This window comes from Mycobacterium sp. Soil_C_30, assembly GCF_057656995.1.
Genome location: NZ_JBDGJH010000003.1, coordinates 365,815 through 383,238 on the forward strand (window position 1 = coordinate 365,815; position 17,424 = coordinate 383,238).

The window sequence follows — 17,424 nt, forward strand, 5'->3', positions numbered from 1 at the left end:
AAATGTCGGAAGCCCGCGCCGAGTCCGCGCCCAGAACCCGCGGTCGCCGCCGGTGGCGGCGCCTGGCCATCGTGTTCACCGTCATGGCGATCCTGCTCGGGGTGCCCTGGTGGACGCTTCTGTCGCCCGCGGCCGCATGGCCTGTCCCGGTGGTGGTGACGGGCACCCTGGTCCTGGTCGCCATGTTCGTCGCGCTGCCCGTCATGACCACACTCGGGCACGGCCGCCGGCACCTGGACTGGGCTGCGGTCACCGGGGACGTCCTACTGGGCTCGGCGTGGGTGCTGTTCGTGTGGTCGGTCATCGGCCAGGTGCTCGGTGCCGTGCTGTTTGCGGCGGGTGTGGCGGACCCGGTGCGGTCACGGCTGGTCGCCGCCGCGGTGCTGGTCGTGGTGGCCGTGTTGCTGGTGTGGGGAAACCGGGAGGCGATGCGGGTGCCGCGCACCCGTGAGGTCGACGTGCTGCTGGATCGGCTCGGGCCCGGGCTCGACGGGCTGCGTGTCGTGATGATCACCGACACGCACTACGGGCCCATCGACCGCGCCGCGTGGTCGGCGGCGGTGATCGACCGGGTGAACGAACTGGACGCGGACGTGGTCTGCCATGTCGGTGACGTCGCCGACGGCACCGTCGAGGTCCGTGAGGCGCAGGCTGCCCCGCTGGCCCGGGTGCGCAGCAGGCTGGCCAAGGTGTACGTCACCGGCAACCACGAGTACTTCAGCGAGGCGCAGGGCTGGCTCGACCACTTCCAGCGAATCGGCTGGGATGCCTTGCACAACAAGCACATCACGGTCGAACGGGGCGGTGACACGTTGGTGATCGCCGGCGTCGACGACCGCACCGCCGCCGCCTCCGGACTCGACGGGCACGGCGCCGACCTGGCCACCGCCTTGACCGGCGCCGACCCGCAGGCGCCGGTGCTGCTGTTGGCCCACCAGCCCAAACAGGTGGCCGCGGCCGTCGAGGCGGGCGTGGATCTGCAGATCTCCGGGCACACCCACGGCGGGCAGATCTGGCCGTTCAACGTCCTGGTTCGCCTTGACCAGCCGGTGGTCCACGGGCTGAGCCGTCACGGCGCCCGCACGCAGCTCTACACCAGCCGGGGCACCGGGTTCTGGGGGCCGCCGTTCCGGGTGTTCGCGCCCAGTGAGATCACCGTGCTCACCCTGCGGCGTTCGGTCGCATAGGCGGGCACCCACCCTGGCCGTCGGCGGTCAGCTCGTAATGCCACAGTTCGTTGGCGAAGACCTGGCACAACCCGAAACGCGGCCCGTTGCGTGACATCCACGCTGCTGCCTCCGGTGGACCGATGTCGACGGCTTTGCCGGTTACGTGCGCGGAGGTCTGCGGGGAGGCCACGAATTGCTGTGCCGCTTCGACACTTCCGTAGGTTCGCACGCCGTCGTCGAACAGCCGCTCCTGGAAACCCCGGGACCGCCAGCCCGAGTTGACGCGCATCTCGACGCCCTCGGCGGCCGCGGCACGGGTGGCCTCCTGGACCGCCGACAGCAGCGCGGGATCCAACCGGCCGATGATCGGGTCGGCGACGTCGAAGGCGGTCAGTTGCACTCCGTCGGGCAGGAATCCGCCGAATGAATCGACCGCGGTGTCACCCACCGAGAACGGTTGCTGCGGCGGTACCGGGCCGGTGGCGGCGGTACCGACCAGATCGGGGTCCTGATCGGCCGGTGGCTCGGCGTACGCGGGTGCCGCGCCGGCGCCGAAGACCAGCACTCCGCCGGCCAGCACGAAGACCGCTGCCGCCAGCCACCGACCGCTCCGCATGGGCAAACTCTACGATCTACGGCATGCAACGATCGCGCGGCGCCGTGATTCTGGCCGCGTTGGCGTGTGTGATGGGCGCTGTCGCGCTGGTGGTGTCGGTGTACACCTGGTGGCGGTCCGGGCGCGTCCCCGAGTACACCGTCGAGCAGCAGGCGTCGGCCAAGGACACCGCCTGCGCGGCGTACGCCACGGTCCGCACCGGGGTGGCCACCAACACCAACCTGGCCACCTCCGGTGGAGATGTCACCGGCGCGCTCGCCGCGGCGGCCAACGCCAGGGTGGCGCTGATCGGCGGCGGGCAGTACGTGCTGGCGCGCCTGGCGCCGGCGACCCCGGCTGAGCTGGCCGAACCGCTGCAGAAGTTCGGTGAGGCCCTGATGGATTTCGGTGCCGCCGCCACGGCGGGCGCGCTGAACACCGACCCGGCCCAGGCCGCGCGGCTGCAGGAGATCGACGCGCTCAACGGCACGCTGCAGGGGTTGTGTGGCTAATCGCGTTCCGCGGTCTCCAACAGCGCACGGATGACGTCGGGAATCGGCACCGGTCGGCGGGTGGTGCGGTCGACGTACACGTGGGTCCAGTGCCCGACGGCGGCCACCGGATGCTGCTGGTCGGTTTCGCCTGCCCCTGATTGAAACGCGCTCAGTCGGTACGTGACGCTGCTGCGGCCGAGCTTCGCCACGGCCAGGCCGATCATCAGCGGGTCGGGGAATTTCAGCTCGGCGTAGTAGCGGCAGCCGGACTCGGCGACCACTCCCAGCCACGGCGCCGTCAACGGGTCCACGCCGGTACTGGTGTTGATCCAGGCGTTGATGGCGGTGTCGAACAGCGCGTAGTACACCGCATTGTTGAGGTGGCCGAACATGTCGTTGTCGGTCCAGCGGGTCAGCACCGGCCAGTGCACCGGGAAGTCGGCGCTGGTCAAGGCGCGTTCGTTGGTGTCCATGCGCTGCAGTCTGGCAGGTGCGGCAGGCTAGGCGTAGTTAGGAGGCAAAGTCATGACCATCTCCATTCGCGGTGCAGTGCTCGACGAGATCGGGCTTTCGCGGCCCTACACCGACTCCACTCCGCTGCACATCGCCGAGCTCGAACTCGATGCACCGGGTGAGGGTGAGCTGCTCATCCGCATCGAGGCCGCGGGGCTGTGCCACTCGGATCTGTCCGTCGTCGACGGCAACCGGGTCCGGCCGATGCCGATGCTGCTGGGCCATGAAGCCGCCGGTGTGGTCGAGCAGGTCGGGGGCAGCTCCGATCTGTCGGTCGGCCAGCGGGTGGTGATGACCTTCCTGCCCCGCTGCGGTGAGTGTTCGGCGTGCGCCACCGACGGCTTGGCGCCCTGCATCCCCGGCAGTGCCGCCAACGGTGCCGGCACCCTGATGAGCGGTGCGGTCCGGCTGAACCGGGCCGGGCAACCGGTTCTGCATCATCTCGGGGTGTCGGGGTTTGCCACGCATGCCGTGGTGGACCGGCGGTCGGTGGTGCCCGTCGATGCGGATGTGCCGCCGACGGTGGCTTCGCTGCTGGGCTGTGCGGTGCTCACCGGCGGCGGTGCGGTGCTCAACGCCGGGCAGCCGCGAGCCGGCCAGACCGTGGTGGTGGTGGGCCTCGGCGGGGTCGGGATGGCCGCGGTGCTCACCGCCCTGGCTCACGACGATGTGCGCGTGGTCGGGGTGGACCGGCTACCCGACAAGCTCGCGGACGCGTCGGCTGCCGGTGCGCATGAGGTGTACACCCCGGATGAAGCCGTCGAGGCCGGGATCAAGGCTCCCGTGGTGATCGAGGCGGTGGGCCATCCCGCGGCGTTGGAGACCGCCGTCGCGCTCACCGGGCCGGGCGGCCGCACCATCACCGTCGGCCTGCCGCGCCCAGATGCGCGGATCACGTTGTCCCCGTTGGGGTTCGTGGCCGAAGGCAGGTCGCTGATCGGCAGCTACCTGGGTTCGGCGGTGCCGGCGCGCGACATTCCCCGTTTCGTCGAGTTGTGGCGATCGGGCCGGTTGCCCGTCGAGTCGCTGGTCTCGGCGACCATCACCCTCGACGAGATCAACCACGGGATGGATGAACTCGCCGACGGCCGGGCGGTGCGCCAGGTGATCGAATTCGGGTGAGGCCGCGGTAATGGCGGCTAGCACTACCTGAGGGTGTCCAGCCAGCCCGGTGGTTCTGCCGCCCACCGCGCATGACACTCGGTACATGACCGAGACAGCGCAACACGCGGACACTTTGACCGACGGCTTCCACCTCGTTGTCGACGCGCTCGAGCTCAACGACGTCGAGACCATCTACGGCGTGGTCGGCATCCCCATCACCGACCTCGCCCGGCTGGCTCAGGCCTCTGGAATCCGTTACATCGGCTTCCGGCACGAGTCCGCGGCCGGCCATGCCGCAGCGGCAGCGGGCTTCTTGACCAAGAAACCCGGCATCCTGCTGACCGTTTCGGGACCCGGCTTCCTCAACGGCATGGTGGCGCTGGCCAACGCCACCGTCAACTGCTTCCCGATGGTGCACATCGCAGGCTCCAGTGACCGCGCGATCGTAGATCTGCAGCGCGGCGATTACGAAGAACTGGATCAGATGAACGCCGCAAAGCAGTTCGCCAAGGCCAGCTTTCGCATCAACCGGGTGGAAGACATCGGCCGAGGGGTGGCCCGCGCCATCCGCACCGCCGTGTCGGGCCGGCCCGGCGGGGTGTACCTCGACATCCCCGCATCGGTGCTGGCGCAGACCATCGACGCCGCCGCCGGTGCGGCATCGGTGTGGAAGGTCAACGACCCTGCACCACCGCAATTCCCGTCACACCGCAGCGTCCTGGAGGCGATCGGCCTGTTGGCCCAGGCGCAGCGACCGCTGATCGTCCTCGGCAAGGGCGCTGCGTACTCGCAGGCCGACGACACCATCACGAACTTCGTCGAGCAGACCGGCATCCCGTTCATCCCGATGTCGATGGCCAAAGGCCTGCTGCCCGACGACCATCCGCAATCGGCTGCAGCGGCCCGTTCACTGGCGTTGGCCGAGGCCGACGTGGTGCTGCTGATCGGAGCGCGGCTGAACTGGCTGCTCGCCCACGGCGAGGCACCGCAGTGGGCGCCGACCGCCAAGTTCATCCAGATCGACATCGATGCAGCGGAATTCGACAGCAACCAGCCGACCGCGGTGCCCCTGGCCGGTGACATCGGCTCGGTGCTCAGCGCCCTGGTGGACACCCTGGACCGGCACCCGGTCAGCTGTCCGCAGGCCTGGCGGCACGAGCTGGCCGAACGCACCCGCGTCAACGACGCCAAGATGGCGACCCGACTGGCCGAAGACCCCGAACCCATGCGGTTCTACAACGCACTGCGCGCAGTGCGCGACGTGTTGCGCGACCACCCGGAGGCGTACGTCGTCAACGAAGGCGCCAACACCCTCGATATCGGGCGCAACGTGCTGGGCATGACCGTGCCACGCCACCGCCTCGATTGCGGTACCTGGGGCGTCATGGGAATCGGCCTCGGATACGCCATCGCCGCGGCGGTGGAGTCGGGCCAGCCGGTGGTGGCGATCGAGGGTGACAGCGCGTTCGGATTCAGCGGCATGGAGATCGAAACCATCTGCCGTTACCAGCTTCCCATCACCGTCGTCATCCTCAACAACGGCGGGGTGTACCGCGGCGACGACCCATCTCGTTTCGGCGGCCCCGAGGCCCCTGACCCCGCTCCGACGGTACTGGCCGCCCGCGCCCATCACGAACACCTCATCCAGGCGTTCGGCGGCACCGGCCACCACGTGCGTACCTCCGCAGAACTGCAGTCCGCACTCACCGAAGCGATCGCCGCGCGGCGGCCGGCACTCATCGACTGCGAACTCGACATCCATGCCGGCACCGAGAGCGGACATCTGACCAACCTCAATCCGCGCAGCGCACTGCAAGCTGCCCACTGAAAGGACATCGCCATGACTGCACCGCTGGCCGGTATCAAGGTCATCGACTTCACCGGCGTGCAAGCCGGACCGGCTTGTACGCAGATGCTCGCCTGGTTCGGAGCCGACGTCCTCAAGGTCGAGCGGGTGACCGGGGGTGACGTGACCCGGCACCAACTGCGCGACGTCCCGGACCTGGACGCTTTGTACTTCACCATGCTCAACAGCAACAAGAAATCGCTGGCCATCAACACCAAGACTCCGGAGGGTCTCGAGGTCATGGAGAAGCTGATCCGCGGCGCCGACATCCTGGTGGAGAACTTCGCTCCCGGCGCGATGGATCGGATGGGCTTGTCCTGGGAACACATTCACGAGATCAACCCGCGTCTGATCTTCGGATCGGTCAAGGGATTCAACGACGAGTCCCCCTGGAAGGATCTGAAGGTCTACGAGAACGTCGCCCAGGCCGCCGGCGGTGCCGCATCCACCACCGGGTTCTGGGACGGCCCGCCGACGGTGAGTGCGGCGGCGCTCGGGGACAGCAACACCGGTATGCACCTGCTGATCGGGTTGTTGACAGCGCTGCTGGCTCGCGAGAAAACCGGCGTTGGACAGAAGGTCTCGGTGTCGATGCAGGACGCCGTACTGAACCTGTGCCGAGTGAAGCTGCGGGACCAGGAACGGCTCGAAGCGGTCGGATACCTGGAAGAGTATCCGCAGTACCCCAACGGCACGTTCGGTGACGCGGTGCCCCGCGGCGGCAATGCCGGCGGCGGCGGGCAGCCCGGCTGGGTGCTCAAATGCAAAGGCTGGCAGGATGATCCGAACGCCTACATCTACTTCACCATCCAGGAACAGAACTGGGCCAAGACGTGTGAGGCGCTGGGCAAGCCGCAGTGGGTGGACGACCCCGCCTACCGCACGGCGGCCGCCCGGCAACCACACCTTTTCGACATCTTCGCCGATATCGAGAAGTGGCTGTCCGACAAGACCAAATACGAAGCGGTCGACATCCTGCGCAGGTACGACGTGCCGTGCGCGCCGGTGCTCAGCATGAAGGAGATCGCCTACGATCCCGCCCTGCGCGCCAGTGGCACCGTCGTGGAGGTGGAGCAGGAGGGGCGCGGCAAGTTCCTGACCGTCGGCAGCCCGGTCAAGTTCTCCGATTTCACCCCGCAGATCACGGGTGCGCCACTGCTGGGTGAGCACAGCACCGAAGTGCTGACCGGCCTGGGCTACACCGACGAGCAGATCGCCGGGCTCAGCACCGCGGGGATCATCCGTGAAACCCACCTGGCGCAACGCTGATGTGGCAACACTTGGCGGATCTGCTGGCCGATGCGGCGCCGCAGTCGACGGCACTGATCGCCGGGGACGAGCGCGAGCAGATCACGTATGCCGAACTCGGGCAACGGGTTTCCGTCCGTGCCGCCGCGCTCACGCGCCAGGGGCTGCGCCCGGGTGAGGTGATCGGGATCCAGGGCCGCAACAGCGTCGACTATGTGGTGAACCTGTTGGCGGCCACCAGCGCCGGGATGGTGGCGGCCCCGTTGGATCCCGCGCTGCCGGACGAGGAGCGGCACCGCCGTCTCGACCTGGTGGGAGCACGGACCGTGCTGGCCGACGGGCAGGCCGCCGTCGGTGAACTCCGTGATGTGGCGGGGCCGGTGGGTCTGGGCGGGGACGACGCGCTGGTGATGCTGACCTCCGGGACGACCGGTACGCCGAAGATGGTGCCCTGGACCCACACCGGCCTGTCCGCCGGCGTTGCGGCGGTGGTCGACAGCTACGCGCTCAGCGCGGCCGATGCCACTGTGGCGGTGATGCCGTTGTTCCACGGGCACGGCCTGGTGGCGGCGCTGTTGGCCACCCTCACCGCCGGGGGAGCGGTCCTGCTGCCGAGCCACGGCAGGTTCACCGCGCACACGTTCGCCGACGACATGAGGGCCGCGGGAGCGACGTGGTACACCGCGGTGCCGACCATTCACCGGATAGTCCTGCAACGCGGTGATGTGCTGCCGGCGCTGAGGTTCATCCGCAGCTGCAGCGCGCCGCTGAGCCCGGATCTGGTCACCGAACTGGAAGCGCGGTTCGACACACAGGTGGTGGCGGCGTACGGGATGACCGAGACCACCCACCAGGCCAGTTCGGTGCGGCCCGGCGACGCGCTTCCGGTGCGTTTACACACCGTGGGAACGCCCGCGGGACTCGTCGCGCGCGTCGTCGGCAGCGACGGGAACGAGTGCGGCCCAGGTGAGTCAGGAGAGATCATGTTCTGCGGACCGACGGTGATGCGCGGGTATCTCGGGACACAGCCCGCGGATCCGTTCCGCGACGGCTGGCTGCGGACAGGCGATCTCGGCGTGCTGGACCTCGACGGCAACCTGGTGGTCACCGGGCGGATCAAGAACCTGATCAACCGCGGTGGCGAGAAGATCTCCCCGGAGCACGTCGAACAGGTCCTGTTGACCTTCCCCGGTATCGTCCAGGCCGCCGTGGTGGGGGTGCCCGACGACCTCTATGGCGAACAGGTGGCCGCAGCGGTGGTCACCCGCTCGTCGGCACCCGTCGACATGGCTGCACTCACCGAGTACTGCCGCAGCCTGCTGGCGCCGTTCGAGATCCCACAGCGCATCATGACGGTGGGTGAACTTCCTCTGACCGCGAAGAAGGACATCGACCGTGCCGCGGTGTCGCGCGGCCTGGCAACGGCGCTCAGCGGTCAGTAGGGCCCGCGGTCGGCACGTCGGGATCGTCGTCGGCAGGCGGCTCGGGATCACGCCACTCTTCGGCGCGACTGGAGCGATTGCCCTTGATGGTGCCCTGTAGCTCGGCTTTGAGCGAGTCGTCCTCGCGTGCACTGTGTTTGGAGCTTCCGCGTTCCATCATCGTCCCTCCTTGAGGGGATCGTGCCCGAGTGTCATCAGCCGGTAGCGCCAGTGCGCCTGACCGGCAGTGGGTTCCGGTTCGTCGCCGCGCTCGGCACGGATGCGGTCGACGACGTTGCGCATCACCCGGACGTCGTCGTCGGTCAGATCGGTCCGGCGTTTCTGCAGGATCGCCAGAACGTGTTTACCTGTTTCGCTACCGGCCTGGTCGGGCAATTCCTCGGCGTCCTCGGTGGCCGCACGGGTGCGCAACCACTCCGAGAGCTCCCGCGAGGTCATGTTCACAACGCGGTGGAATTCATCCCACAGTTCGCTGTCGACGTCCACGTGTGCGGACACGCGGCTCACCTCCCGTTTCGTCGGCGGTTTTTCGGTGGTCCCCAACGGCTACCCGTCTGGGCGCGATCGAATCCGGACATCCGATTGGGTGTCACCGATGCCGGGTATCAACCCCACGTGGACCTGAGCACCACCCTTGCGCGCCGCCCGCCAGGCGCCGACCCGGCGGGCGGTTGACGTGCTGCGCCGTCACCAGATCGCCCTACCGGTCGGCTATTTCGACGTGCATGCCGACAGCTGGCGCGACAGGGCGCCGGCCACCCGCCCCGTCGAGTGTGACCATCTGACGGTGGCGACGTACAACATCTGGTTCAACGATCTCTACGCCGCGCAACGCTACCGCGCCATCGCAGCTCTACTGTCCCGGGAACTGCCCGACGTCATGGTGTTCCAGGAAGTCACCGAGCAGGCGCTCGAGATCTTCCTCGCGCAGTCCTGGGTCAGGAAGCATTACGCGCGGGTGGCCATCACCGGCGGCGATCTGGGCCCGTACGGGATGCTTATGCTGTCGCGGCTGCCGATCCGGCGCGCCACCTACACCCGCCTGCCCACGCATCTGGCCCGGGGATATCTGAGCGCGCAGTTCGACGTCAACGGCGTGGCGCAGACCATCGTCTCGCTGCACCTGGAGAGCAGCAAGAAGGCGAAACGGCTGCGGGCGCGCCAACTGTGGTGTGTGTTCCGGGCTCTGCGCGGCGCGGACCACGTGATCATGCTCGGCGATTTCAACATGCGCGACGACGAGAACCATCTGCTGCGCCCCGAGTACCGTGACATCTGGCCTGTGCTGCGCCCCGATGATCCAGGGTTCACCGAGGACACCTCCATCAATCACATGCGCTACGACATGAAGAACAAGCATCGCCACGTGCGGTTCGACAGGGTGTTGGTCAAAGGGACGGCGTGGTCCCCGGACAGCATCGAACTGCTGGGCCGCGAACCGATTTCGCAGTCACTGCCCAGGATCTTCCCCTCGGATCATTTCGGTGTGCTGTGCCGCCTCGCCGCACAGCCGGTCACGAATGCGGCCAGCGGCCATCGCCCTTGGCGGCGCCGACTTCTCGCTGTCCGGGCTCACTGATGGTGGGTTTCCCCACCTGCGATTTTGGTGGTAGCCCCCATTGGCTCAGCCCGCCGGGTGCGGTGGACTGAAGAGATGACCGAACCGATCCGAGTCGGGCACATCGACCTGAGTTTCCACGACGCCGCGGCCTGGGAGGTCGAGCGCATACTGGCCGAACACGGCCACGCGATCGAGCGCTCGGCTGCCCCGCACGAGGAGATGTTCGCCCGGTTGCGCCGCGGTGACATCGACGTCCTGGTCGCAGCCTGGCTACCGCACAGCCACGGCCAGTACCTCGCCCCGTTCGCGCGTGAGGTCAGCATGATCACCGTGCTGTACGAGCCGTACTGCATCTGGGGTGTGCCCGACTACGTGCCCATGGATTACGTGGCCGAGATCGGGGACCTGAGGAAACCCGTTGCCCTGCAACAGATGGAACGGCTGATCCAGGGCATCAATCCCGGCGCCGGCATCAGCCGGTTCTCCGCGCGAGCGGTCGAGGAGTACGGTCTGGCGGAACACGGGTACGAGTTCCGCGCCGGTACCGAAGAGCAGTGCTTCGGCCGCTTCATCCGCGCGGTCGCCGAACAGCGCTGGGTGGTCGTCCCGCTGTGGCATCCGCAATGGCTGCACCACCGCTACCGGATTCGTGAGCTGGGTGATCCGAAAGGTGTTCTCGGGGGCCGAGATCAGGCGACGCTGGTGGTCCGCAAGGACGCCGAAGGGCGGATCGGCCTGGCGGCTCTGGATGAACTGCGCAGACTGCACCTCGGCAATGCCACGGTCAGCGAACTCGACGATCGTCTGCAGCGGGCGTCAGTGGTCGGGCGCTAGCGGGATCGAGACCGACAGGGTGGTCCCGTCGCCGGGTGGGCTGCTGACCGTGAGCTCACCCGACAGCGCGTTCACCCGGTCCTTGAGCCCGATGAGGCCGGAGCCGCCGCCGGCGTGGGCGCCGCCCACACCGTCATCGGTGATGGCCAGCTCCAGGTGTTCACCGTGGGCGCGGGCGTGCACGGTGACGAAGGAGGCCTGGGCGTACTTGGCGGTGTTGGTGAGTGCTTCGGCCACAACGTAATACGCGGCCACCTCCACCGAGTCGGGGATCTTGCCATCGATTTCCAGCGTCAACTCGACCGGCACGGGGGACCGTCGCGCCAGGGTCTTGATCGCGGGTCCCAGGCCGCCGCGGGACAGGATCGCCGGGTGGATGCCGCGGGACAGCTCCTGCAGGTCGGCGTACAACCCCGACAACGCCTCGACCACACCGCTGAGCTGGGCGCCCAGTTCCGGATTGTCGGCAGCCACGGACGCCTGCATGGCGCCGAGTTCGAGGCCGAGCGAGACGATGCGCTGTTGGGCGCCGTCGTGCAGGTCACGCTCGAAACCGCGCCGGGCCTGATCGGCCGCGGCGACGATACGGGCCCGGGAGGCCTTGAGTTCGGCGCGGGTCTCCGCATTCAGGATCGCCGTCGCCACCAGGTCGGCGAAATCGCAGACGCGCGCCTCGGTTTCGGGCGGCATCGACGTCGACCGGGTGGAGCCCACGATCAGCGCACCCCATACCCGGCCGTCCACGGTGACCGGAGCGCCCAGCCCCGAGGCGAGGCCCAGTTCGTGGATACGGGCCGCGATGGGGCCCAGGGCGCCGCTGTAGTCGTCCACGCGCGCCGGCCGGCCGGAGTCCTTGATCCGGATGGTCACGCTGTCACCCACCAGCGAGACACGTTCGCCGGGGGAGAAGCTGCGGTGCATATCGGTATCGGTACCGGCCAGCACTTGCGCCTCGCTGTCGGATTCGTACCGCACCAGCGTCACGTGCTCGGCCCGCAGGCCGCGTGCCAGTTCCGCCACGGCAACGGGGTAGATGTCGGTGGGGTCGGCGCCGCGGGCGACGAGTGTGGCGACGCGCCGCAACGCAGCCTGCTGCTCGGCCATGCTGCTGACAGCGGCGTTGATCTGCTCCCGGTCGCGAGCCGCGGACAACAGTGCGTCCAGCGACGGCACCAAGCGGCGCACGCGCTCGGTCTGTGCGTTCGACAGGGTCGCCGGTACCAGCAGACTGCCCACCGGGGCAGTCCCGTCGCTGAGCGCGACGACGTGGTGGCCGTCGCCGGTCAGTCCGGTTTCGGTGGTCAGCGTGGCGTACGGGATCTCCAGTACTTCGGCCATCCGGGCGCTGGCCGCCTCCAGTGCGGCCGGCAGGTCGGCGGCGCGCAACATGATGCGCGCCAACTCGGCGGACAGGTCGGCCTCGCGGCGACGTTGGTCGGCTTCCAGCGCCCGCAGCCGCGCCTGCCCGACCAGGACATTGGACAGCAGCGCAATGGTCAGGAACAGCAGACCCGCCGGGGCGAGGCTGCCACTGCCCTCCATGACGTGGAACCACACGTAGGCCAGCGTGCTGGCCAGCGAGGTGGCCAGGGCCAGGCCGAATCCCCAGCTCGCCGAGACCACCAGCACGCCGAGCAGGAAGACGGCACCGAAGGCGTTCTCCGGCGCCACCTGTTTGAGCAGGTGCACCAGCATGACCTCGGCGGCGATCAGGACCGCGGCGGTGGCCACGCCCGCCGTCAACGGCGGTGCGGTGGGGCGTAGGACCAATGCCAGCAAGCGGGTGCGTAGCGACCCGTCGGTGTGGTCCGGTGGCGTGATATCGCCTGGGCCGATGCTCATCACCCGCTGATCGTAAGGCCGAAGACAGTGCTCAGCACCGGTCCGGCCGGGGTTCGGCCAGATCTTCCCGGTAGCGGTAATGCCACCGCCGCAACGCTCTGACAATCTGGAAATGTGCGGCAACAAGGTGATCCGATGCGCTGTCTGATAGTCGACGACAGCGCCGCTTTCCGGGCGGCTGCGCGCAGCATGCTCGAACGGGCGGGGATCGACGTGGTGGGTATGGCCACCACCGAAGCCGAAGCGCTGAGCTGCAGCCAGGACCTGCAGCCCGACGTCATCCTGCTCGACATCGACCTGGGCGCCGAGAGCGGTTTCGACGTGGCCGAGGCCTTGCACCGGGCAGGCCCGCCGGAGCCGTCGGTGATCCTGATCTCGACACATTCGGAGCAGGATTTCGCCGACCTCATCGCCGACAGCCCGGCGCTGGGGTTCCTGCCGAAATTCTCGTTGTCGCCGGAATCGATCCGCAGGATGGTCAGCGGGAGTCGAGGTACATGATCACCGCGCGGACCCGGCGGTGATCATCGCCGGTCTCCGGCAGATCCAGCTTGGTCAGGATGCTGCGCACGTGCTTTTCCACGGTGCCTTCGGTGACCCAGAGCCGGCGGCCGATCCCGGCATTGGACAGTCCTTCGGCCATCAGCGTCAGGACCTCGTGTTCGCGGGTGCTCAGCGCCGCCAGGGGGTCATCGCGCCGACGGGCTGAGACGAGTTCCTGGACCAGCGCAGGGTCGACGATCGAGGCGCCCCCGGCGATCCGTCCCACCGTGTCGACGAAGTCGGCCACATCGGTGACCCGGGTCTTCAACAGGTAACCGATGGCGCGTCCGCCGGCCAGCAGCTCCATCGCATGGTCCACATCGACGTGCGCGGACAGCACCAGAATTGCGGTATCGGGGAACTCGGCTCGAATCACCTGCGCGGCATCGAGGCCTTCGCTGGTGTGCGTGGGCGGCATCCGGATGTCGGTGACCACGAGGTCGGGTTTGTGTGCCCGGACCACCGACAGCAGCGAATCGCTGTCGCCGGCCTGCCCGACGATCTCGAAGCCGGACCGTTCCAGCAGGCTGGCCAGTCCCTCGCGTAACAGGACGTCGTCGTCGGCGATCACGACCCGTACGTCACTCATGGCGGCCTCCTGCATCGAAGCGGTGTCGCCAGATTGTTCCATGCCCGTCGAGCCGTGCGCTGCTTCAGCGCTTCTGCGCGGCCAGCGTCAACGCCCTGACCACACTGTGCTTGCCCAGGTCGACCTTGAAGCCGTTCTGGCTCAGGGGTTTTGCCCCGCGTAATGCCGCCTCGGCCGCAGCGTGAAAAGCCTGGGGGCCCGGCGGCTGACCGATCAAGGCGTCTTCGGCGTCGCGAACGCGCCACGGGCCGGCCGCGACACCACCGAGAGCCAGTGCGGCCGCGCGGATCACACCGTCGTCGATCACCAGGCCCGCGGCCACCGATACCAGGGCGAAGGCGTAACTGTGCCGATCACGGACCTTGAGATACCACGAGTGCGCGGCGAACGGCGAGGGCGCCAGCTCGATACCGGTGATCAAGTCGCCGGGCCGCAACGTGTTGTCACGCTGCGGGGTGGTGCCGGGGAGCCGGAAGAAGTCTGCGATGGCAATGTTCCGTCGCCCGTCGGCACCGTGAATCTGAACGGTGGCGTCGAGTGCGGCCAGGGCGACGGCCATGTCGGAGGGGTGCACCGCCACACAGTCGTCGCCGGCGCCGAAGATGGCGTGTTCACGGTTGAACCCGTGCAGCGCCGCGCACCCGGAACCGGGCCGGCGTTTGTTGCAGGCGGCGAACGCGGGGTCCATGAAGTACGGGCACCGGGTGCGCTGGGTCAGGTTGCCGCCGGCGGTGGCCATGTTGCGCAGCTGGGTGGTCGCCCCGCTCAGGATGGCCTGCGACAGCATCGGGTACTGGGTGCGGATCAGCCGATGGTTGGCGACGGCGGAGTTGGTGACGCCCGCTTCGATGATGACGCCGCCGTCCGGGGTGGCGGTGATGGCGGACAGGTTCAGCTGCCGCAGGTCCACCAGAGTGTCGGGCTGCTCGACCCCGTTCTTCATCAGATCGAGGAGATTGGTGCCACCGGCGTAGTAGCGGCCACCGGTCTCGGTGACGCGGCGCACAGCGTCCTCGGGTGAGGTGGCGCGCTGGAAATCGAAGGTCTTCACTGCCGGCCGCTTTCGGCCACCGTGCTGATCGCGGCGACGATATTGGCATACGCACCGCACCGGCAGATGTTGCCCGCCATGCGTTCTCTGATCTCGCAGGCTGTCAAGGCGGCGGACCCGGATGCTTCGAACGAGGCCACGCTGAGGTCGCCCCGGGCGTGCTCACGCAGCATCGCATGCGCCGACATGATCTGCCCCGGAGTGCAATAGCCGCACTGGAATCCGTCCTGTTCCAGGAACGCCTCCTGCAGCGGATGCAACGTGTCACCGTCGGCGAGTCCCTCGATGGTCACCACCTCGGCTCCGTCCACGGACACCGCCAACGTCAGGCAGCTCACCACACGCTCCCCGTTCACCGCGACGGTGCAGGCGCCGCAGAGCCCGTGGTCACAGCCCTTCTTGGTGCCCGTCGAGGCGAGCCGCTCGCGCAGCACGTCCAGCAGGGTGGTGCGGACGTCGACCGCAAGGTCGTGTCTGTGGCCGTTCACGGTCAGTTCGATGTTCATCGGACATCCGGGGATGGGTAGGGAATCATCAGGTCCTCCAGTGTGATCGGAAGGTCACGCACCCGCTTTCCGGTGGCGTGAAAGACTGCGTTGGCTATCGCGGCGGGGACACCGCAGGCGCCGATCTCGCCGATACCGCGCACGCCCACCGGGTCGAGGCCGTAGTCGGGAGTGTCGACGAAGGTGATGTCGAAGTCGGGACGGTCGGCGTGGGTGGGTACGTAGTACTCGCCGATGAGCTGTGACGAATTCTTGTCGTAGGGAACGCTTTCCAGCAATGCCATGCCGAGACCGAACGTGATGCCGCCCATCACCTGATTGCGTGCCAGCTTGGGGTTGAGCACCCGCCCGCAGTCCATCACGGCCACCCAGCGGGTCACCGTCGCACGGCCGAGCTGCTCGTCGACTTCGACCTCGCAGAAATGTGCACCGAAGGACTGCGAGACCCCGCCGGCGCCGCCGTCGGGTGTGCTGGTGACGGTGAAGTCGAGTTCCTCGCCGGCCTCGGCGCGCCTGCGCCATTCCTGCGCCGCCTGCAGTACCGCCGAACCCACAGTGGCGCTGGTCTGGGAGGCGCCGCTATAGGGTGCATCCGGGAAATGCGAGTCGCCGGAGACGAATTCGACGCGTTCGAGCCCAAACCCGGTGGCGTCGGCGGCGATCTGGGTCATCACGGTGCGTACGCCGGTGCCCACTTCGTGGGTGGCCGACGCGAACCGTACCCGCCCATCGGCCAGCGTGCTCACCCGGCACGACGCCGGCATCCGGCGGCCGGGATAGGTGGCGGTGGCCATTCCCCACCCGACCTGGGTGCCGTTGCGCTGCAACGCACGCGATGTCAGGGGTCGATCCTGCCAGCCGAAGCGGGCGGCGCCCGCGTGATAGCAGTCGAGCAGGTGGGCGCCCGACCACCTCTGGCCGGTGGTCTGGTCGTGGTCGGCATGATTGCGGATGCGCAGTGCCAGCGGATCGACTCCGGCCTCGACGGCCAACTCGTCCATGGCCACCTCGAGGGCGAACAGCCCCGGTGCCTCGCCCGGCCCGCGCATGAAACACGGCGTCGGCGCGTTGATCGGCTGGGTGCGGTGTGACACCACCAGATGCGGTGACCGGTACAGGAATCGGCTCGACAACCCCGCCGGCTCGCAGAAGTGCGCGACGGTGGAGGTCTCCGTCTCGGTGTGGTGTTCGGTGCTCAGGATGTGCCCGGCCGCATCGGCGGCCAACACCAGGTCCTGCGCGGTGCGCGGCCGGTGCCCGGTGGAGGAGAACATCTGATTGCGTGTCAGTACCAGCTTGACGGGCCGCCCGACTTCGCGGGCCGCAACGGCGGTCAGGGCGACGTGCATCCACAGGAAGCTCTTGGAGCCGAACGCGCCACCGACCAACGGCGACAGAATGCGGATGTGGTCTTCGGGCATATCGAGATAGGCTGCGAGGACGCGTCTTTCGCCGGTGATCCACCGGGTGGTGTCGTGCAGGATGAGGTGGTCGCCGTCCCACTGCGCGATGGTGGCCGACAGTTCGATCGGGTAGTGGGCGTTGATCGGTGTCGTGTAGTGCGACGCGACCCGGTGCGCGGCCTCGGAGGGGGCAGCCCCGCGCTGGTCCTGCAGCTTCTCGTCCTCGAGTTTGACGAAGTGATCCGGTAGGTAGCTGTCGCGCCGGATCCGGCCGTCGTCGCCATCGGTACCCGGCCCGTAACGCAGGTCGAACAGGGAAGCGGCGTAGGTGGCCGTCTCCCAGGTGTCGGCGACCACCATCGCCATGTGCTGGCCGACGTGCACCACGGTCAGATCCGACAGCGGCGGCCTGCGTTCGATGGGCAGGTCCCAGGTGAGCTCCCGCGGTGGCTCGTGCAGCGCAGGACAATTCAGCGGGGTGAGGACGTGCAGCACACCTGGGACGGCTGCGGCGCGGCCGGAGCTGGCGCGAAGCGACGCGGCGGTGACCACACCACGTGGCACGTCGGCCTGCACCAGCACGGCGTAGGTCAGTCCGGCCACCGGCGTGTCCGCTGTGTAGCGGGCGTGGCCGGTGACCTTCGCCTTGCCCTCCACGCGGTCGATCGGTTCTCCGATCACCGT

General features: G+C 68.2%; 18 protein-coding genes. 9 read left to right on the forward strand and 9 right to left on the reverse strand.

Annotated elements, in window-relative coordinates; translation table 11 throughout:
• The first annotated feature begins 2 nt into the window (after positions 1–2).
• Positions 3–1,187, forward strand: coding sequence for a metallophosphoesterase (locus AC3A6P_RS07470; RefSeq protein ID WP_487690283.1), 1,185 nt, complete (start codon positions 3–5; stop codon positions 1,185–1,187).
• Here AC3A6P_RS07470 and AC3A6P_RS07475 read toward each other — a convergent pair.
• On the reverse strand, positions 1,162–1,785 hold the full coding sequence (locus tag AC3A6P_RS07475) for a M15 family metallopeptidase (protein ID WP_487690286.1): 624 nt from the start codon (positions 1,783–1,785) through the stop codon (positions 1,162–1,164). The two genes, AC3A6P_RS07470 and AC3A6P_RS07475, sit on opposite strands and share 26 nt — an antisense overlap.
• A gap of 23 nt (positions 1,786–1,808) precedes the next feature.
• Here AC3A6P_RS07475 and AC3A6P_RS07480 point away from each other — a divergent pair, with 23 nt between their 5' ends.
• A complete protein-coding gene (locus AC3A6P_RS07480; RefSeq protein WP_487690288.1) occupies positions 1,809–2,276 on the forward strand; it encodes a hypothetical protein in 468 nt (155 codons plus the stop codon).
• On the opposite strand, the gene AC3A6P_RS07485 is transcribed toward AC3A6P_RS07480, so the two are convergent.
• Positions 2,273–2,731 (reverse strand): acyl-CoA thioesterase, encoded by a 459-nt coding sequence (locus AC3A6P_RS07485; RefSeq protein WP_487690290.1) that lies wholly within the window; start codon positions 2,729–2,731, stop codon positions 2,273–2,275. The genes AC3A6P_RS07480 and AC3A6P_RS07485 overlap by 4 nt on opposite strands.
• A 52-nt stretch (positions 2,732–2,783) precedes the next feature.
• On the opposite strand from AC3A6P_RS07485, the gene AC3A6P_RS07490 reads away from it, so the two are divergent.
• The 4 genes from AC3A6P_RS07490 (at position 2,784) to AC3A6P_RS07505 (ending at position 8,411) form a co-directional block, all read left to right on the forward strand.
• Positions 2,784–3,893 carry an alcohol dehydrogenase catalytic domain-containing protein gene (locus tag AC3A6P_RS07490; protein ID WP_487690293.1) on the forward strand — a complete coding sequence of 370 codons (1,110 nt, stop codon included), beginning with the start codon at positions 2,784–2,786 and terminating at the stop codon, positions 3,891–3,893.
• A gap of 85 nt (positions 3,894–3,978) precedes the next feature.
• Positions 3,979–5,703 (forward strand): oxalyl-CoA decarboxylase, encoded by a 1,725-nt coding sequence (gene oxc / locus AC3A6P_RS07495; RefSeq protein ID WP_487690295.1) that lies wholly within the window; start codon positions 3,979–3,981, stop codon positions 5,701–5,703.
• A gap of 12 nt (positions 5,704–5,715) precedes the next feature.
• Positions 5,716–6,990 (forward strand): formyl-CoA transferase, encoded by a 1,275-nt coding sequence (gene frc, locus AC3A6P_RS07500; protein WP_487690298.1) that lies wholly within the window; start codon positions 5,716–5,718, stop codon positions 6,988–6,990.
• The gene (locus AC3A6P_RS07505) at positions 6,990–8,411 is read left to right on the forward strand and encodes an AMP-binding protein (protein WP_487690300.1); all 1,422 of its coding nucleotides are present in this window, start codon (positions 6,990–6,992) and stop codon (positions 8,409–8,411) included. Before frc ends, AC3A6P_RS07505 begins: the two co-directional genes overlap by 1 nt.
• Here AC3A6P_RS07505 and AC3A6P_RS07510 read toward each other — a convergent pair.
• Positions 8,398–8,571 carry a hypothetical protein gene (locus AC3A6P_RS07510; protein ID WP_487690632.1) on the reverse strand — a complete coding sequence of 58 codons (174 nt, stop codon included), beginning with the start codon at positions 8,569–8,571 and terminating at the stop codon, positions 8,398–8,400. The genes AC3A6P_RS07505 and AC3A6P_RS07510 overlap by 14 nt on opposite strands.
• On the reverse strand, positions 8,568–8,909 hold the full coding sequence (locus AC3A6P_RS07515; protein ID WP_487690303.1) for a DUF3140 domain-containing protein: 342 nt from the start codon (positions 8,907–8,909) through the stop codon (positions 8,568–8,570). The genes AC3A6P_RS07510 and AC3A6P_RS07515 overlap by 4 nt, the downstream gene beginning before the upstream one ends.
• A gap of 136 nt (positions 8,910–9,045) precedes the next feature.
• Here AC3A6P_RS07515 and AC3A6P_RS07520 point away from each other — a divergent pair, with 136 nt between their 5' ends.
• Positions 9,046–9,990 carry an endonuclease/exonuclease/phosphatase family protein gene (locus AC3A6P_RS07520; RefSeq protein ID WP_487690305.1) on the forward strand — a complete coding sequence of 315 codons (945 nt, stop codon included), beginning with the start codon at positions 9,046–9,048 and terminating at the stop codon, positions 9,988–9,990.
• Positions 9,991–10,065: 75 nt separating this feature from the next.
• Positions 10,066–10,806 carry a glycine betaine ABC transporter substrate-binding protein gene (locus AC3A6P_RS07525; RefSeq protein WP_487690308.1) on the forward strand — a complete coding sequence of 247 codons (741 nt, stop codon included), beginning with the start codon at positions 10,066–10,068 and terminating at the stop codon, positions 10,804–10,806.
• Here the strand turns inward: AC3A6P_RS07525 and AC3A6P_RS07530 are convergent.
• Complete coding sequence (locus AC3A6P_RS07530) at positions 10,789–12,648, reverse strand: sensor histidine kinase (RefSeq protein WP_487690311.1); 1,860 nt, start codon at positions 12,646–12,648, stop codon at positions 10,789–10,791. The genes AC3A6P_RS07525 and AC3A6P_RS07530 overlap by 18 nt on opposite strands.
• Before the next feature lie 135 nt (positions 12,649–12,783).
• Between AC3A6P_RS07530 and AC3A6P_RS07535 the strand changes: the two genes are divergently transcribed.
• On the forward strand, positions 12,784–13,149 hold the full coding sequence (locus AC3A6P_RS07535; protein WP_487690313.1) for a response regulator: 366 nt from the start codon (positions 12,784–12,786) through the stop codon (positions 13,147–13,149).
• Here the strand turns inward: AC3A6P_RS07535 and AC3A6P_RS07540 are convergent.
• From AC3A6P_RS07540 to AC3A6P_RS07555, 4 genes are all read right to left on the reverse strand, one after another.
• Positions 13,127–13,780, reverse strand: a complete 654-nt coding sequence (locus AC3A6P_RS07540) for a response regulator transcription factor (protein WP_487690316.1) — start codon at positions 13,778–13,780, stop codon at positions 13,127–13,129. The genes AC3A6P_RS07535 and AC3A6P_RS07540 overlap by 23 nt on opposite strands.
• 64 nt (positions 13,781–13,844) lie before the next feature.
• Positions 13,845–14,831 (reverse strand): FAD binding domain-containing protein, encoded by a 987-nt coding sequence (locus AC3A6P_RS07545; protein ID WP_487690319.1) that lies wholly within the window; start codon positions 14,829–14,831, stop codon positions 13,845–13,847.
• Positions 14,828–15,337, reverse strand: coding sequence for a (2Fe-2S)-binding protein (locus AC3A6P_RS07550; RefSeq protein WP_487690322.1), 510 nt, complete (start codon positions 15,335–15,337; stop codon positions 14,828–14,830). The genes AC3A6P_RS07545 and AC3A6P_RS07550 overlap by 4 nt, the downstream gene beginning before the upstream one ends.
• On the reverse strand, positions 15,334–17,421 hold the full coding sequence (locus AC3A6P_RS07555) for a xanthine dehydrogenase family protein molybdopterin-binding subunit (protein WP_487690323.1): 2,088 nt from the start codon (positions 17,419–17,421) through the stop codon (positions 15,334–15,336). Before AC3A6P_RS07555 ends, AC3A6P_RS07550 begins: the two co-directional genes overlap by 4 nt.
• Positions 17,422–17,424 lie beyond the last annotated feature (3 nt).

What these genes read in the sequence shown, in the direction of transcription:
- AC3A6P_RS07470 (WP_487690283.1), top strand. Translation starts at nt 3, where the DNA reads ATGTCGGAAGCCCGCGCCGAGTCCGCGCCCAGAACCCGCGGTCGCCGC.
- AC3A6P_RS07475 (WP_487690286.1), bottom strand. Translation starts at nt 1,785, where the DNA reads ATGCGGAGCGGTCGGTGGCTGGCGGCAGCGGTCTTCGTGCTGGCCGGC.
- AC3A6P_RS07480 (WP_487690288.1), top strand. Translation starts at nt 1,809, where the DNA reads ATGCAACGATCGCGCGGCGCCGTGATTCTGGCCGCGTTGGCGTGTGTG.
- AC3A6P_RS07485 (WP_487690290.1), bottom strand. Translation starts at nt 2,731, where the DNA reads ATGGACACCAACGAACGCGCCTTGACCAGCGCCGACTTCCCGGTGCAC.
- AC3A6P_RS07490 (WP_487690293.1), top strand. Translation starts at nt 2,784, where the DNA reads ATGACCATCTCCATTCGCGGTGCAGTGCTCGACGAGATCGGGCTTTCG.
- oxc (WP_487690295.1), top strand. Translation starts at nt 3,979, where the DNA reads ATGACCGAGACAGCGCAACACGCGGACACTTTGACCGACGGCTTCCAC.
- frc (WP_487690298.1), top strand. Translation starts at nt 5,716, where the DNA reads ATGACTGCACCGCTGGCCGGTATCAAGGTCATCGACTTCACCGGCGTG.
- AC3A6P_RS07505 (WP_487690300.1), top strand. Translation starts at nt 6,990, where the DNA reads ATGTGGCAACACTTGGCGGATCTGCTGGCCGATGCGGCGCCGCAGTCG.
- AC3A6P_RS07510 (WP_487690632.1), bottom strand. Translation starts at nt 8,571, where the DNA reads ATGATGGAACGCGGAAGCTCCAAACACAGTGCACGCGAGGACGACTCG.
- AC3A6P_RS07525 (WP_487690308.1), top strand. Translation starts at nt 10,066, where the DNA reads ATGACCGAACCGATCCGAGTCGGGCACATCGACCTGAGTTTCCACGAC.
- AC3A6P_RS07530 (WP_487690311.1), bottom strand. Translation starts at nt 12,648, where the DNA reads ATGAGCATCGGCCCAGGCGATATCACGCCACCGGACCACACCGACGGG.
- AC3A6P_RS07535 (WP_487690313.1), top strand. Translation starts at nt 12,784, where the DNA reads ATGCGCTGTCTGATAGTCGACGACAGCGCCGCTTTCCGGGCGGCTGCG.
- AC3A6P_RS07540 (WP_487690316.1), bottom strand. Translation starts at nt 13,780, where the DNA reads ATGAGTGACGTACGGGTCGTGATCGCCGACGACGACGTCCTGTTACGC.
- AC3A6P_RS07550 (WP_487690322.1), bottom strand. Translation starts at nt 15,337, where the DNA reads ATGAACATCGAACTGACCGTGAACGGCCACAGACACGACCTTGCGGTC.